Below are 16,727 nucleotides of genomic sequence, written 5' to 3'. Positions count from 1 at the left end.
CGGGACCGCGCACAGCACCAGTTGCTCCCCGGCACGGTCCCGGATCCGGCCCCCGGCCCCGCCCGGACCCGTACCACCGTGCACCTCCCCGGTACCGCCCCATCCCGTACTACCCCGTACTGCCCCGCACCATCTCGCGCTACCCCGTATCACCTGGTATCACCTTGCATCACCTCGTACGACCTGGCGTGTTCCTCGCACTGCCTCGTAAGGCCGCGGTACTCAACTCCCGTACCCCGTAGCACCGTTGCGTCCCCGACCCTTTCATCCGTCCACCCTCCCGTGCCGGACGTGAACCCGCACCACGCCCACCGCACGGTTCCCGCACCCTCAGACCGAGTCGGAGCACCAATGCCCCAGCACGTGCCCGCTTCGCTGCGCACGGCCGCTCCCCGGCCCGCTCAGCCCCCCGCGGAGCCGCCCTCCGAGCCGCGCCGCATCGTGTTCCTCGCACACCGGGACCTCGGCCATCCCGCCGCCGGCGGTTCCGAGATCCTGGTCGACCGGCTGGCCGAAGGCCTCGGCCGCCTCGGCCATCAGGTCACCCTCGTCTGCGGCGGCCCGGCGGCCGACCGCGACTACCGCGTGGTCTCGGCAGGCGGCGACCTCGGTCACTTCCTGCGGGCCCGCAGGACCCTGGCCCGGCAGGTCGGTGCGTGCGATCTGCTGGTCGAGGTCTGCAACGGCATGCCGTATCTGGCGCCGCTGTGGCATCGCGGCCCCACCCTGTGTCTGGTCAACCACGTCCACACCGATCTGTGGGACATGCGCTTCGGCGGCCGTGCCCTCGCGCCCGCGGGCCGGCTCGGGCGGCGGCTGGAGCACTGGGCCCTCAAGGAGGCCCAGCGGCGGAACCTGATGGTCGCGGTGTCCCCGTCGACCGCCGGGGAACTGCGCGCGATCGGCGTCGAGCAGGACCGGATACGCGTGGTGCACAACGGCGTCGAGGAGCCCGGGCCGCAGGAGCCGCGCTCGCCGGAGCCGCTGTTCCTGGCGGTGGGCCGGCTCGTGGAGTACAAGCGGATCGACCTGCTGCTGCGGCTGTGGGAGCGGGTCAGGCCGGTGACCGGCGGGCGGCTCGTCATCGTCGGAGACGGTCCGGAGCGGGACCGGCTGATGAGGCTCGCGGGCCCCGGAGTGGAGTTCACCGGCCATATCACGGAGGCGGAGAAGCACCGGCTGCTCTGCTCGGCCTGGCTGCTGCTGCACCCGTCGGCCGTGGAGGGGTGGGGTCTGGTGGTCACGGAGGCCGCGATCCGGTCGACCCCGACGGTCGGCTTCGACGTGCCGGGGCTGCGGGACTCGGTCGACGACGGGGTGAGCGGGGTGCTGGCCCGGGGGGAGAGCGCGTTCGCCGCCGCCTGGTGCTCGCTGGCGCTCAGCCACGAGCGGCGGACGGTCATGGGCCGGGCCGCACGCGAGCTGGCGGCCGGATACACCTGGGCCCGTACGGTACGGGCGTTCCGCGACGTCGCCGTGGAGGCCGCCGCCCGGGGCCGGGTCCGGGAACCGAGCCGGCATCAGGGCCGGGGCCCGGTCGGCCTGTCCGACGGGCCCCGCCCGGACACTCCGCCCCTGACCGCCGCGCCGCCTCCTCCCCCCGCGGCGGACAGCCCGCAGGACGCTCTTCCGCACGGCCGCCGGACCGGCCACCACTCCGGCCGCGACACCGGCCGCGACACCGGTCGTGACACCGACCGTGAGCCCGCCGGCCACATCACCGGCGAATCCGTCCGGCCCGGCGGCCGGCGGGCCGAACCCCAGAACAACCCGCACCGCACACGGATCGCTCCGCGGGCCGCCGTGCGCACCCGCCGGAAGTGAGGACCCATGCCGGCCCCTGGTCCCAGAGTCCGCGCCGCCGCGGACACCCCCGGTGTCCCGCCGACGGGCGGCCGCGGCACCTCACCGAAAGACCCCTCGTTCGGACGTTCACTGGCCCTGTTCCGGGCCTTCATGCACGAACAGGACGACCCCGCGACCTGCTACCGGCTGCTCGCACGGGACGCCGCCGACCAGGTCGAGGCGTACGACGGGCCCGTCGCCGGGAAGACGGTCGTCGATATCGGCGGCGGGGGCGGGTACTTCACCGACGAGTTCCGCCGGCGCGGCGCCCGCGGCTTCCTCTTCGAACCGGATCTCCGGGAGCTGGGGCCCGAGCCCCCCGAAGGAGCGGTCGCCGCGGACGGCTATCTGCTGCCGCTCGCGGACGGTTCGGCCGATGTGTCCTTCTCCTCCAATGTCCTGGAACACGTGGACGATCCGCAGACCTTCCTCAGCGAGATGATCCGCGTGACCCGCCCCGGCGGGCTGATCTACGTCTCGTTCACCAACTGGCTGTCCCCCTGGGGCGGTCATGAAGGGGCGCCCTGGCACTATCTGGGCGCCGCACGGGCACGGGCCCGCTACGAGCGGCGCACCGGACGCCCCGCCAAGCACGTCCTCGGCGAGAACCTGTTCGCCGTGCACATCGGTCCCACCCTGCGCCAGGTACGGGCCAGGACCGATGTCACGGTGGTCTCCGCCCGCTCCCGGTACTGGCCGTTCCTGGCCGGAGCGGTAACCCGGGTGCCGGGCCTGCGTGAGTTCGCTACCTGGAATCTCCTCCTCATTCTTCGGCGGTGTCCATGACCAGTACGGCCCCAGCGGCCCAGCTTCCCCCTCCGGCGGCCGTCCGGACGACCGGTGCGACCCAGGACCCTCCCGAAGGGCCCCGGTCGCGGCGGTGGCTGCTGGGTTTCTGGGCCGTGGTGTTCGCGCTCTTCCTCGCGGTGTCCCCGGGACGCATGACGTTCGAGACCAAGCTGGGAGTCGCCACCGACCCCTGGCAGTTCATGGCGGACCTCGGACAGCTGTGGCACTCCCGCGGCGGCTTCGGCGGGCTCACCGACCAGTACATCGGGTACGCGTTCCCGATGCTCCCCTACTACGGCCTCGCCGATCTGCTGCAGCTGCCCGTGTGGCTGGCGGAGCGGCTGTGGCTGTCGCTGGTGGTGACCACGGCCTTCTGGGGAGCGCTGCGGCTGGCCGAACGCCTCGGCGTCGGCACCCGTTCCACCCGGCTCCTCGGCGCCGCGGTGTACGCGCTGTGGCCGACGTTCACCATCGTCGTCGGGTCCACGTCGGCCGCCGCGCTGCCCGGCGCGCTGCTGCCGTGGGTACTGCTGCCGCTCGTCGACGACCGCTACAGCGCGCGGGTCGCGGCGCTGCGCTCCGCACTGCTGATCCCGCTCATGGGCGGCGTCAACGCGGCATCGACCCTTGCGTCGCTGCTGCCGGTGGGGCTGTATCTGCTGTCCCGGCCCAACGGTCCGCGGAAGCTGAAGCTCATTCTGTGGTGGGCGGCGGGCGTCCTCCTGGCGACGCTGTGGTGGGTGATCCCGCTGCTGCTCCTCGGCGCGTACGGGGAAAACTTCCTCCCGTACATCGAGACGTCGCAGATCACCACGGACACCATGGCGGCGACGGAGACCCTGCGGGGCGCGGGCAACTGGGTGGCGTACCTGAACTTCGGTGAGGCCTGGCTGCCCGCCGGATGGAGCGTCGCCGCGTCGGTTCCGGTCGTCGTGTGTTCGGCGCTGGCCGCCGCGCTGGGGCTCGCGGGGCTCGCCCGGCGGGATCTGCCGGAGCGCCGCTGGCTGGTGCTGACCGTGCTGACGGTCGCGCTGCTCACCCTCTCCGGGTACGCGGGGAAGTACGGGGCGCCGTTCGCGGGGCCCGTACAGGATCTGCTGGACGGGGCGCTGGCACCGTTCCGGAACATCTACAAGTTCCAGCCGGGTCTGGCGCTCGCCCTGGTCCTCGGGCTCGTCCACCTCACCGCCGTCGCGGTGCGGGAGCGCGGGGCGCGGCCGGTGCACGGGGTGCGGTGGGGACGGCGTTACGCCCCGCCGATCGTGGCCCTGCTGGTGCTGCCCGGGCTTGCCCTGCCGTACGTCAACGGGTCGATCCTGCAGCCGGGTTCGTTCCAGAAGCTGCCGACCTACTGGGAGGACACGGCGGGCTGGCTGAAGAAGAACTCCCCGCAGAACCGGGCCCTGGTCGTTCCGGCGACCGCGCACGGCATCTACACCTGGGGCTCCCCCATCGACCAGCCCCTCGATGTGCTCGCCGACTCCCCCTGGGCCCAGCGCGACTATGTGCCGTTCGGTACGCCGGGCAACCGGCGCGCCATGGACGCCGTGGAGCAGGCCCTGCTCACCGGGGCCGCGATACCGGGGCTGCGGGACTATCTGAACCGGGCCGGACTGCACCATGTGGTGGTCCGCAACGACCTGGACCCGGACCAGATCGGCTATGTGCCGACGGCGACCGTGAAGCGGGCGCTGGAGCAGTCCGGCTACGAGCGGGTCAAGGGTCTCGGCCCGGAGATGACCGGCGGCCGGATCGCGAACGACACCCCGCTCCAGGTCGAGGGGCTGTTCCCGCGGCAGCGGGCCGTGGAGATCTATGCGCCCGCCGGGGGCCCGCGGGAGCCCGGCAGGGCCGGGATCTACGCCGCCGCCGACACGGCCGTGGTGTCCGGCGGACCGGAGTCGCTGCTGCCGCTCTCCGCCGACCCGTCGCTGCGCAACCGGCCCACCGTGCTCACCGGTGACAAGCACCCCGGCGTCGACAAGCCGGCGCTCCAGGTCACCGCCGACGGGCTGCGGCGCGCCGACACCCGGTTCGGTCTGGTGAACACCAACACCTCGTACACGTACACCGAGGACGAGCGCAATCACCCCGACAGCGTGCAGGACCCGGGGGACGCACCCCATCAGATCCTGCCGACGAAGGGCATCAAGCGGCAGACGGTGGCGGAGCTGCGCGGGGCGCGCGAGGTGACGGCGTCCTCCAGCGGCAACTGGCTGTTCCATCTGCCGCAGTACGACCCGGTCAACGCCTTCGACGGCAACCCGGACACGGCGTGGGCCGACGGTTCGTCCGGCAGCTCGAAGGACCAGTGGCTGCGCATCGCGTTCGACGAGAAGAAGGAGCTGCCGAAGGAGCTGGAGGTGACCCCGCTGCCCCAGGACGGGGTGCGGTCCGCCGCGACGCGGGTGAAGGTGGAGACCGAGCGGGGCAGCAAGGTCAGCCCGCTGGAGACCAACGGCAGGACCCAGCGCGTCGCCGTCGAGGAAGGCGAGACCCGCTGGCTGAAGATCACCGTGCTGGAGGCGGAGACCGGGCGGCCGGGGCTGACCGGTGCCGGGTTCTCCGAGATCGGCATCCCCGGTGTCACCGTGACGCGCATGCTGAAGCTGCCCACGGACGGCGCGGGCTCGGAAGCGGCGGCCGAGACGGTATCGCTGAACCGGCTCTCCGACCCGGGCGGGCTCTCCCCCTCCGGTACGGAGCCGGGGCTGCACCGCACCTTCGCCACCGGCGCGTCCGGCGCACACGACGTCAAGGCCAGCGCGGTGCCGGTGCCCGGCGAGGAGCTCGACAAGCTGCTGTACAAGGTGGCGCCCGGGCAGTCGCGGCAGATCGTCGCGACCGCCGACTCCACCGCCCGGCTCGGCACGGGCCTGTCGGCGCGGAACCTGACCGACGGCGATCTGACGACCGCGTGGATCGCCGGCAGCAAGCCGGTGATCCGTCTGAAGTGGTCCGGCGACAAGGTGGAGGTCGACTCGCTGGTGCTGGCCGGCGCGGGCGGTCTTTCGGCCCGGCCCACCAAGATAGAGATCAGCTCCCCCGACGGTGCGGCCGTCGCGAACGTCGACGACAACGGCTGGGCCCGCTTCGACCCCATCAAGACCAACGAGCTCGACATCACGGTCACCAGGACCGCGCCGGTGACCCTGCACAACCCGATCGCCGACGACGATCTCCAGCTCCCCGTCGGCCTCACCGAGCTGCATGTCCCGGCGCTCGCCGCGGGACGCACCGCGCAGCCCCCCGCCGACCGGCCGTTCACCCTGGCCTGCGGCGAGGGTCCGGACCTGGCGATCGACGGAACCCTCCACGCGACCGCCGCGACGGGCACCGTGAAGGACCTCGTGGAGCGGCGCCCCATCGAGGTGACGCTCTGCCAGGAGGGGCAGCAGCAGCCGAAGCTGGATCTCGCTTCGGGTGAGCACCAGGTCGAAGCCGGGGACGCGGGGCCGCTCGCGATCACCGGGGTGACCTTCACCCGGGGCGAGGCCGCCGCACCGGCGACGACCGGCCGGCAGCTCACCGTCGGCGACTGGAAGGACGACCGCCGCGAGGTGTCGGTCGGCGCGGGCGCCGCCTCGTATCTGACGACGTACGAGAACTTCAACGAGGGCTGGAAGGCCACCCTCAACGGCAAGGAGCTCAAGCCGCTCCGGCTCGACGGCTGGCAGCAGGGCTTCGCGATCCCGGAGGGCGAGGGCGGCAAGGTCGAGCTGGAGTACGGACCGTCCACGGTGTACGGGATCGGGCTGTTCGCCGGTGCCTTCGCCCTGCTCGCCCTGGCGGGTCTGGTGCTGTACCGCAGGCGTGAGGAGAACCCCGAGCACACGGCGGGAACCGTACCGGCGCCGGTGCCGGACGGGCCGGGCACGGCCCTCGGTCTGGTGGCGCTCACCCTGGTGGGCGTGGTGGTCGCCGGCTGGTTCGCCCTGCTGGTACCGGCGCTCGCGCTGGTCGCCCTACGCCGTCACGCGCTGCTGGCACCGATCGCGTTCGCCGCGATGGCGGGCGCCGGGATCGTGGCGGCCACCGGAGCCGGTGAGTCCCCGGCCGCCGGGGAGGGTGCCTTCGGGTACGCGGCCCAGGTCCTGGCGTTCACCGCCCTCTTCGCGGCCCTGGTGACCGTCGGCGGACTGGGACGGTTCGGGCAGGTGGCCGGGGCCGAACCCGGCCCGGGCACCGGCCTCCGCTCCGGATTCGGTACGGACCCGGAGCCCGGTCCGGACACCGTCGCGGGACCGCAGGGCCTGCCGGATGCGGGCCGTCCGGATGCGCCGGCCCCCGGCGCTCCCGGCCCGTCCGGCGCCCCGGGCGCTCCCGGAGGTGACGTCCGTTGACAGCTGTGGGCGGTGCCGCGCGTTCCCTCGGGGGCGCGCGGCCCGTCCTCGTCCCTTTCCCCGTCGTCGACGAGGTCGAACGGCACTGCCTCCGCGCGGAGGAGCCCGAGTCCATCCATATCGAGCTCCGGCTGCCGGGGCGGCCCGATCCGGTGCGGCTGCGGCAGGCGTTCACCGGGGCCCTCCGCCGGCATCCGCGCGCGCTGGTGCGCCAGGCGCCGGGCCCCTGGTACCGGCGCCGCTACTTCTGGGAGCTGACCGGGGAGCCCGATCCCGGGGTGGACGTGGTGACGGTTCCGGCGCCGGAGCCCGGGGCGCTGGAGCGGGCCAGGGAACGCTCGCTGGCCTCGGCTCCCCCGCTGGCGGTGTCCCCGCCGGTCCGGCTGGAGCTGGTCGACGACCCCGAACGGCCCGGCGGTACGGCGCTGTTCCTCACCGTCAACCACACTGCGCTGGACGGTCCCGCGTCGCTGCGGCTCCTGGCGACGGCCGCCGAGCTGTACGGCGGCCGGAGCAGCGCCCCGGCCGCGCCCCCGACCCGTACCGCTCCCGGGGAAGGGGCCGCGGGGGCGCCGGGCCCGTCCCCGTGGGCGCGCCCCGCCCGGGTGGCGCAGGGCAGCCCGTCCGGCGGTCCTGGCAACGGCGTGCTGGTGGCCGACCTGGCCGTACCGCGGCGCCCGCCGGGTGCCGCGTACACCGTGAACGACCGGCTCCTGGTCGCCACCGCGCTGATGATCGCGGACTGGAACCGGGCGCACGGCGCCCCACCGGGCCCGATGCGGATCACGATGCCGGTCGACGACCGGCCGCGCGGCGCCGATATGCCGATGGGGAACGGCACCCGGCTCGTCCAGGTCCCCTTCACCGCGGCCGAGCTGGCGTCCGCAGGGCGCGGCGCGGTGGATGAGCTGCTGTACCGGACCGCCGCCCGCACCCGTGCCCTCAAAGCCGTACCCCGTCCGCAACTCGGCTACGGGGTCGGGCTGTTGGCGGCCCCGGTGGTGCCGGTGGCGTGGCGTGCGGTCGCGGCCCGTGCCCTGCGGACGGCAGCGGGCCCGTGGACGTCCACGGCGCTGCTGAGCAACATCGGCCGGGTGCCGTACGCCCTGGACTTCGGCGACGCGGGCCGCGCGGACGCCGTGTGGTTCTCGGCACCCACCCGGATGCCCCGGGGCCTGAGCGTGACGACGGCGTCCAGCGCCGGGCGGCTGCATCTGGCGCTGCGCTGGTCGAAGGCGCTGCTCGGCCGGGAGGACGGGGCCAGACTGCTGGAGCTGTTCGAGCGGCACCTGGATGCGACGGAGAACGCCACGACCGGGTACGGCGGGGCGACGGAAGGAGACTCGCGATGACGACACCGGCCCGGTCCGGGACGAACACGAAACCGGACGCCGGTACCGCACCCCGAGGGCTTCGTGAGTTCTACGAGAACCCCGCCGTGCCCGTCGCCTCCGGGGACGCCCGCAGCCTGCGGCAGGCCCGGATGCTCGCCGCCGTGCTCGGCCCTGCCTCGGTCAGGCCCGCCGTCGTCCTCGACGTCGGCTGCGGTGACGGTACGGCGGCGGCCACCGCCGCGCCGCTGCTCGCCGGGCACCGCGTCATCGGCGTCGACTGGTCGCAGGACGCCCTGCGCCGGGCCCGCACCCGGCTCACCGACGTGGTGCGCGGTGAACTGAGCGACGGAAGGCTGCCGTTCAGGTCGGGCGCGGCCGACGCCGTACTCTTCAGCGAGGTCGTCGAGCATCTCGTCGACCCGGACAGTGCCCTGGACGAGCTGCGGCGCGTGCTGCGCCCCGGCGGCCATCTGATGCTGTCGACCCCGAACCTCGCCGCCTGGTACAACCGGGCCCTGCTGCTCGCCGGTGTCCAGCCCGTCTTCTCCGAGGTCAGCCTGCGTGCCATCCACGGCCGCCCCGGCAGTGAGGTCGTCGGACACCTCAGGCTCTACACGGCCCGCGCGCTGCGGGAGTTCGTGGCCGCGTCCGGCTTCGAGGTGGTCCGGCTGGCGGGCGCTCCTTTCCACGGGGTGCCGCGCCCGTTGCGGCCCCTGGACCGGCTGGCGTGCGCGGCGCCTTCGCTGTCGTCGATCCTGCTGCTGCACGCGCGGAAGACGTAGGCCGTGTGGTGGGGGGTGGCCGCCGCACTGCTGGCGAACGTGCTCTACAGCGCCGGATTCGTCCTGCAGAAGAGGGCGCTCGGAAGTATGCCCGCCGTATCGGTGCGGGAGCCGGTCCGGCTGCTGCTGCGGGTCCTCGGCAGCCCGCTGTGGATCGCGGGCGCGCTGGCGCTGGCCGCCGGGTTCGGGGCGCAGCTCGTCGTCTACCGGACGCTGCCGATCGCCGCCGCGCAGGGCATCTTCGTCTCCGGTCTGGTGCTGCTCCTGGTGCTGTCGGCACGGCTGCTCGGCGAACGGATCCCGGGGCGGGAGCGGCTGGCGGTCGGGGCGATCCTCGTCGCGCTCGTGATGGTGGTCCTCTCCCTGTCCCCGGACACCGACACCGTCGGCGCCGGGGCGCCGGTGCCGGTGATCCTGCTGGTCTGTGTGCCGTCGCTGGCAGCGGGGATCTGGTGGTACGCGGCCGCCGAGCGCCGGGCCCGGCGGCAGCACCGGAAGCCCGCGACGGGCGTCGAGTACGGGGTCGCCCTGGGACTGCTGTACGGGGTGAGCTCGCTGGCGGTCAAAGGGGTGTCGGTCGAATCGGCCGGGCTGCTCGACCGGCCCTCCGCCGCGCTGTTCGGCGTACTGGGCTCCCCGTACCCGTACCTTCTCCTGTTCACCGGCGCGTTCGGGCTGGTGATGTCGCAGGCGGCCCTGCAGCGGTGCCGGGTCTCGCTGATCGTGCCGGTGTGCACGACGGTGACGAGCGTGTTCACCGCCGTACTGGGTACGTTCGCCTTCGGCGAGGCGCTGCCGGGCGATCCGGTACGGCTGGCGCTGCGGGTCACGGGCACCCTGCTGGCGGTGCTGGTGCTCCTCGCGATGCCGAAGCACGACCCGCCGGAGCCGCCCGCATCCCGCGACCCGACCGACCCCCCGCCCCTGAAGACATCCGCCAAGGAGTTCACCGCTCATGAACGCCGATGACCCGCTGCTGGACATCCTCGTCTGCCCGCTGGACAAGGGCCCGCTGCATCTGGTCAGCTCCTCCGCCACCGTCCCGTCGAGCGGTTCCGGTGACGCGCTGTACAACCCCCGTCTGAGACGTCTCTACCCCATCATGAACCGCGTTCCGCAGCTGCGCCCGGCATCCGGTGAGCCGGTGTCCGACGAGGAACACGAACGGCTGACCCGGCAGGGGCGGTAGTTCCGGGATCCGTTCGGGAGTTCACGGTCAACTGCGCCTTTCACGACATGGACCCGGCCCGGCCGTCCGGATTGAGCCGGGCCCGGACGAGTCCGCATTGACAGTCGCCGGGATCGGCGCCACGGTGAGGGTTCGCCTGTGACCCGAAGCCGGAGGTTCCCCCTTGGCCGGTTCATCAGCATCTCGTACAGAAACCGACCTCCTGGACCGCGTACGCGCGTTGCACCCGCTCATCCGCTCGCACACGGCAAGCGCCGAGCGGCAGCGGCGGGTGACGCGCGAAGTCGTCGAGGCTCTCGGGGACGCCGGAATCCTGCGGATGAACGTCCCCCGGCACTACGGGGGTTATCAGTCCTCGTTGCGCACGCAGGTCGACGTGCTGAGCGAGATCTCCGCGGCCTGCGGTTCCGCCGGGTACCTGGCGCTGAGCCAAGCCGGGTCCGCCTTTATCGCGGCACTGTTCCCCGACGAGGTCCAGGACGAGATCTTCACCGGTCCCGATGTCCGGATCAGCAGCACGCTCGTCCCGGGCTCGAAGGCCGTTCCGGTGGACGGCGGTTACACGGTGAACGGGAAGTCGCCGTTCGCGAGCGGATGCCAGGACGCCGACTGGCATCTCCTGACCGCGCTGGACGACACCGGGGAAGGCCCGCCGGAGCTGCTGTGGCTGGCGATCCCCATGACCGAGCTCGCGATCCTGGACGACTGGGACTTCTCCGGACTGACCGGGAGCGGCAGCAATACGGTCGTGGCCCGGGACGTGCAGGTGCCCGCCCATCGCGCCCTGCGGGTGGGGCCACTGCTGGAGGGGGAGTGCCCGTCACAGCGGAACAGCGCCGACCCCTTCTACCGGATGCCGGTGATACTGATGTTCTGTGCCTGGACGGCCGCGAGCGCCGTCGGGCTGGCACGCGGGGCCCTGGCGGAGTTCGGGGAGCGCATCCAGCAGCGGGGCATCACCTACACCTTCTACCAGCACCAGCACGAGGCTCCGGTGACGCATCTGCAGTTCGCCGAGGCCGAGATGAAGGTTTCCGCCGCGGAGCTGCTCTCCGGCGATCTGGTGCAGGTGATCGAATCCCGGGCGGCTGCGGGAGAGCCGTACACGACGGCGGAGCGGGCGCGGATCAGGGCGCAGTGCGGGTATGCGGCGCGGCTGTGCAAGGAGGCCGGCGATCTGGTCGGGTCCGCTTCGGGCGCCTCGTCCCTGCACCGGGAGGTGCCGGTCCAGCGGATGGTGCGGGATCTCAACGCTCTGAACCTGCATTCGTTCGTCAACCCAGCGGCCAATCTGGAGCTGTACGGCAGGGTGCTGTCGGGGCTCGAACCCGATACGCCCTTCCTCTGAGCGGGAATCCCTCCGGACCTCGCGCTGCCCCCGGCCGTCGCCGGGCCCGTTCACCACGCGCGCCCGGCACCGCCGCCGGTCGGGGCGGCGGCCTGCGGGTGCCGCAGCATAGACGCCACCCGCACCGCGACTCAACTGAATTCGCCCCGGCCCATCAGGTCTCATAAGACTCCTTCGGCACACGTCTCGACTTCCGGATCAGCCGTGGGGAATTCCGCCGCCGACCGGCCCGTCGCAGGGTTGCGCATCCCTCCGGGCAGCAGCGAGACTGTGGCGGTCCACGGCAATGGGGAATCCGGCGGGGGGCCGCTGAATGGTCATGGCGAACGGGGACACTCATGCCTATGCGGCGACTTATGAATCGGATGCCGCCGCATTTCGCGCGATGATTCGGTTTCTGCGCGACCACTTCAACCCGAACATCGGAACCCCACCGAATCCCGATGCGCGGTTCGTCCGGGTCGATTTCGAACTGGACTACGGGGCCAAGGCGGTCCGGGTCTACGTCCTGAAGCGGAATCTGTACGTCCAGGGCTGGTCGATCGGGCACGTCGGCACCGCGGAACGGTATCTCGCCGCCCGCGGAAGTCAGGTCGCACCCGAGCAACCGGTGCCCGTCCGGACGGATCAGCGTGTTTCATCGAATTACTCCGAGGCCGCCCCGGACTTCGATATCGGAGGGTTCCATCTGATCACCGACCTGGAAACCCTCTACAACCATGTGGACAAAGTGGTGAGGACCGGATCGGGAGCACCCGGAAAGGCCGAGGAGGCGTTTCACCGGCTCATCATCATGACGGCGGAGATGGCCCGGTTCGGCGGTTTCTGCGAGAGCTTCCTCACCGCATGGCCGGAACTCTGGTCCCAGTACACCCGGCTGCCGAGGCCGGACGGCACGGAGACCATGTACTTCAACGAAGCGGTCAAGAAGTGGGACGACCTCTCGGCCGTGGTCCGCGGGACGAAACCCGGCCTTCAGTACGCCGGACGCGAGGTGGGGCCGGCCGAAGCCGGACAGATCATGGGGAACGGCGCTCTGCACCAGTAGCCGACGACGGGAGGGTTCCGATGGATCTCGATGCCCTGGAAGCGCACCTGACGAGCCTGGGGGAGTCTCCCGTACTGCGCACCACGGACACCGTGCTGCCCCCGCAACTCACCGACATGCTGGGCACCTTCCCGGACGGTGTCTGCCGGGGCACGGCCGGTTCGCAGGTGCCGCGGACCGACCCGGGGCACACCACGCTGACCTTCGGCCTGAGCTGCGCGTCCACCGTCTGGCCCGTCGGCGGGCGGGTGACGCTCGCGGTGACCGGCGTGACGGTGACCGTGGCGGCGGACGGCTCCGTCGCCCTGGTGCTCAGCGGGGCGTTCGACTCCGTCGCGGTGGTGTGCACCGTGGCCGAGGGAGAGGACGGTCGCCTCACCGCCGCCGTACGCCCACGGCAGCGGGGGGCCTTCGCGGACGCGCTGGACGAACTGGGGGAAAGGCTCAGCGACGCGTCGGTGTGGGAGAGCGCCCGGCAGGGGCTGCGCGCGCTCGACTTCGCCGCCCGCGACGTCGCCGGATTCGACTTCCGGCTGGCCCCGAAGGACGGTGCCGTACCGGCCGGCCGCGAAGTGACGTCCATGGCGGTCGTCGCCGCGCTCGACATCAAGGCCCTCGCGCTGGAGATCTCGGTGTGGCTGCCCGATCTGCGGGTCACCGGCCGGCTGCGGGACGGCGAGCCGCTCGGCGTCCGGACCCTGCTGGAGTCGTTCGGGCTGCCCGTGGGCGAGGTGCCCGCGGCCCCGGCCGTCAGCGAACTGTCGTTCACCGCGAGTCTCGGCAGGGCGTTCCTGGTCCGGATGAAGGCCACCGGTGACTGGGGCATCGGCCCGTTCGCGCTCACCGCCCTCTCCGTGGCCCTGTACTACGATCCCGCCCGCAAGTTCGTCGCCCGGATCGGCGGCACGGTGTCGATCGGCCACTCCATCGACATCGAACTGTCCGCCTCGCAGACCGGCGGCGCGCAGGGCGGCTGGGCCTTCAGCGGCGGGCTCGCGGCCGGGGAGATCGGCGTGGGCGAGGTGATCGACGCCCTGCGGCTGCCCGATGTCCCCGGCCCCCTCCGCTCTCTGGAACTCACCGCACTCCGGCTCTCCCACACCACCGGCACCAAGGTCTTCGACTTCCTCTGCCGGGGGCGGATCGCGATCGCGGACGGGATCACCGCCTCCCTCGCGCTGACCGTCACCCGGGACGACGCCGCGATCCACTACGGCGGCCGGCTGGCCGTCGGCGACCTCTCCTTCGACGTCGTCTTCGACGAGGAGAGGACCGGCACCGGTCTCCTCGTCGCCACCTTTCACTCCGCCGACGGCGACGCCCGGGTCGCGCTGCGGGACCTGGTCGCGCATTTCTCCGCCGACCTCGCCTCCGATGTCCCGGAGAGCCTGCGCATCGGGCTCCAGGAGGCCAAGTTCGTACGGGTCGCACCGGCGAACGGCCCGGCCGTGTTCTGCGTCGGGGTCGATCTGTCGGCGTCGGTCGATCTGAGCGGGCTTCCGCTCGTCGGCGGATTCCTCGCCGGGGCGGGCGGCGAACTCGCCGTCGACAACCTCCAGGTCCTCTACGCGTCCGGGGTGTTCGACACCGCCGCGGCCGGAGCCGCCAATGCGCTGCTCGCGCAGGCCGGGGTGGTGGAGTTACCCGGGGGCGGGCTGAAGGCCGGACCGGCCGCCCTGGCCGACCTCCGCATCGGCACGGAGCGGACACCCGTCGCCCTCGGTCTGCCCGCAGGCCCGGCCGCCTCCGGCCGCTCCGCGCCCACCGCGCCGGATACGCCCGCCGCCTCCAGCACGCCCGCCACGCCGGGCACCCCGGCCTCCAGCGGTGTCTGGTTCGACGTCCAGAAGCAGCTCGGGGTCCTCCAGATCAACCGCATCGGGGTGATGTACCAGCACAATGTGCTGCTCTTCGGCCTCGACGCCGGGGTGCAGCTCGGACCGCTGGCGCTCTCGCTGGACGGGCTTGCCGTCGGCTCGTCGCTGGAACGATTCGCCCCCGTCTTCCGTCTCGACGGCCTCGGCGTCGGCTATGTCTCTCCTCCGGTCGAGATCGCAGGCGCGCTGCTGCACCTCCCCGACGACCGGCTGGAGAAGGGAGTGGCGTTCCAGTTCGACGGCACCGCGACCATCGCCGTACCGGACTTCTCCCTGGCGGCCGTCGGCTCGTACGCCCAGCTGACCTCCGGACAGCCGTCGCTGTTCGTCTTCGCCCAGCTCGAAGCGCCCCTGGTGGCGGCGCCGCCGATCCTGGTCACCGGTCTGATGGCCGGGTTCGGCTTCAACCGGGAACTCGTCCTGCCGAGCGCCCGGGAGGTGTCCGGCTTCCCGCTGCTGGTGCTGAACAAGCAGGGACCGGACGCCGATCCCCGGCCGTCCGCCGTCCTCGACGTTCTGGAGGGGCGCCGGGCCGCGGTGCCCGGAGGACCGCTGCGGGAGTGGATCGCCCCGCGCCAGGGCTCGTACTGGCTGGCCCTGGGCGTCGAGTTCACCGTCGCCGAGGTGGTGAACGCCAAGGTGCTGCTGGCCGCCGAGTTCGGGCGGGAGACGGCGCTCGCCGTGCTGGGGATCGCGACCCTCCAGCTGCCGATGCCCGCCGAGTCCGCCACCCGTACGTACGTCTACGCCGAGCTGGGGCTCGAAGCGGTCGTCCGGCCCCTCACCGGGAGCTTCGAACTGGCCGCACAGCTGGCCCCGGTGTCGTACGTCCTGACTCCCGCCTGCCATCTCACCGGCGGTTTCGCCGCCTCGGTCTGGTTCGGCGACCATCCGAACGCGGGACAGTTCGTGGTCACCCTCGGCGGCTACCATCCGTCGTTCCGGCGCCCCGCCGACTACCCCGACGTACCGCGCCTCGGCATCGACTGGGCCGTCAGCGACAACCTGACGATCACCGCACAGACGTATCTCGCCGTGACCCCGTCGTGCGCGATGGCCGGAGGACGGCTGAGCATCGTCTTCCACGCGGGGGACTTCCGGGCGTGGTTCACCGCGCAGGCGGATGTCCTGCTGTCCTGGCGGCCCTTCTTCTTCACCGCCCGGGTCTCGGTGAGCATCGGCGCCTCCTACCAGGTCAACATCGGGATCCTGCACAAGACCATCAGCGTGACCGTCGGCGCCGATCTGGAGCTGTGGGGGCCGCCGACCGGCGGTTCGGTGACCGCGCACTTCCTGACCTTCTCCAAGACGATCAGCTTCGGCCCCGGGCCCTCCGGAGCGGACACCGAGCCGCTCGGCTGGGACGAGTTCGCGGACATGCTGCCGGAACCGGCGGACGTCGTCAGCATCGCCCCGGTGAACGGCGTGGACAACACCACCCCGGACACCGCTGCCACCACAGACACCGCCGGGGAGCCCGGCAGCAGCGGTAAGGTCTGGTACGCCCGCGCCCGTGACCTGCGGTTCTTCACCCAGTCCGCGGTGCCCGCCAGCCATCTCCGCCTGGGCGACGCCCCACTGTCGCCGCCCGGCCCCGAGGACGGGCCCGCGGTCGACATCAGGCCCATGGACCACACCGGCCTGGTCGGGGAGCACCGTCTGGAGCTGTACTACGAGGGCGCGCCTGCGGCACTGGACGGCTGGACGGCGACCGCCCGCACCCACAACGTTCCCGCCGCCCTGTGGGGTGCCCCGCCGAGTCCTTTCAGCCACACCCCGGACGCGCCCGGCGCCGAGGTGCTCCCCGGCCGGCCCGTCGGCTACGACCTCCGGGCGCCCCGGCCCGTACTGGCCGCCTCGCGCGGGGTCTTCCCGCTCGGCGAGTACACCGAGGACGAGATCCCGCCCGGCCTCGCCCCGCTGCCCTCGTCGCCCGTTCCCGACCGCGGCCACCTCTGCGTACCCGACGACTCCTCCGTGGACCGGATCGGGGGCATCGACCGGGGTACGGCCCGCACCGGGCGCGATCAGCTGTGCGCGGCGCTCACCGACGCCGGTCTGTTCAGCGGCCCGGCGGACACGCTGGCCGGGCTGGCCGCGGGGGCCGCCCACCTCTACAGCCGGGCCCCGCTGGTCCGGAACCCGCCCCGGGACTGATCTCCGGTCCCAGGC

Annotated in this window: 9 protein-coding genes and 1 pseudogene; all 10 read left to right on the top strand. The window is 72.6% G+C overall.

All coding sequences use genetic code 11. The annotated features are described in order from the left end of the window. Positions 1–351: 351 nt before the first annotated feature. A pseudogene (locus B7R87_RS29670) lies at positions 352–1,485 on the top strand (glycosyltransferase family 4 protein); the annotation flags it as partial. Positions 1,486–1,830: 345 nt separating this feature from the next. Beyond that, positions 1,831–2,631 (top strand): class I SAM-dependent methyltransferase, encoded by an 801-nt coding sequence (locus B7R87_RS29665; protein ID WP_006345324.1) that lies wholly within the window; start codon positions 1,831–1,833, stop codon positions 2,629–2,631. Further along, on the top strand, positions 2,628–6,977 hold the full coding sequence (locus B7R87_RS29660) for an alpha-(1->3)-arabinofuranosyltransferase domain-containing protein (RefSeq protein WP_006345325.1): 4,350 nt from the start codon (positions 2,628–2,630) through the stop codon (positions 6,975–6,977). The genes B7R87_RS29665 and B7R87_RS29660 overlap by 4 nt, the downstream gene beginning before the upstream one ends. Beyond that, positions 6,974–8,329, top strand: coding sequence for a condensation protein (locus B7R87_RS29655; RefSeq protein ID WP_130584751.1), 1,356 nt, complete (start codon positions 6,974–6,976; stop codon positions 8,327–8,329). Before B7R87_RS29660 ends, B7R87_RS29655 begins: the two co-directional genes overlap by 4 nt. Further along, on the top strand, positions 8,326–9,093 hold the full coding sequence (locus tag B7R87_RS29650; protein ID WP_006345328.1) for a class I SAM-dependent methyltransferase: 768 nt from the start codon (positions 8,326–8,328) through the stop codon (positions 9,091–9,093). The genes B7R87_RS29655 and B7R87_RS29650 overlap by 4 nt, the downstream gene beginning before the upstream one ends. Positions 9,094–9,108: 15 nt before the next feature. Then, complete coding sequence (locus B7R87_RS29645) at positions 9,109–10,062, top strand: hypothetical protein (protein ID WP_006345329.1); 954 nt, start codon at positions 9,109–9,111, stop codon at positions 10,060–10,062. Further along, on the top strand, positions 10,049–10,282 hold the full coding sequence (locus tag B7R87_RS29640; RefSeq protein WP_006345330.1) for a Trm112 family protein: 234 nt from the start codon (positions 10,049–10,051) through the stop codon (positions 10,280–10,282). The genes B7R87_RS29645 and B7R87_RS29640 overlap by 14 nt, the downstream gene beginning before the upstream one ends. A 163-nt stretch (positions 10,283–10,445) precedes the next feature. Further along, positions 10,446–11,630, top strand: a complete 1,185-nt coding sequence (locus B7R87_RS29635; protein WP_040913162.1) for an acyl-CoA dehydrogenase family protein — start codon at positions 10,446–10,448, stop codon at positions 11,628–11,630. Between the two features lie 385 nt (positions 11,631–12,015). Next, positions 12,016–12,678, top strand: coding sequence for a ribosome-inactivating family protein (locus tag B7R87_RS29630; RefSeq protein ID WP_006345332.1), 663 nt, complete (start codon positions 12,016–12,018; stop codon positions 12,676–12,678). A gap of 20 nt (positions 12,679–12,698) precedes the next feature. Beyond that, positions 12,699–16,712 (top strand): DUF6603 domain-containing protein, encoded by a 4,014-nt coding sequence (locus B7R87_RS29625; protein ID WP_006345333.1) that lies wholly within the window; start codon positions 12,699–12,701, stop codon positions 16,710–16,712. The last annotated feature ends 15 nt before the right edge of the window (positions 16,713–16,727 follow it).

Origin of the sequence: Streptomyces tsukubensis, assembly GCF_003932715.1 — a bacterium.
GTDB classification, from domain to species: Bacteria; Actinomycetota; Actinomycetes; order Streptomycetales; family Streptomycetaceae; genus Streptomyces; species Streptomyces tsukubensis.
Note: the sequence above shows the minus strand (reverse complement) of the source record. Positions and strands in the feature narration are given on the sequence as shown.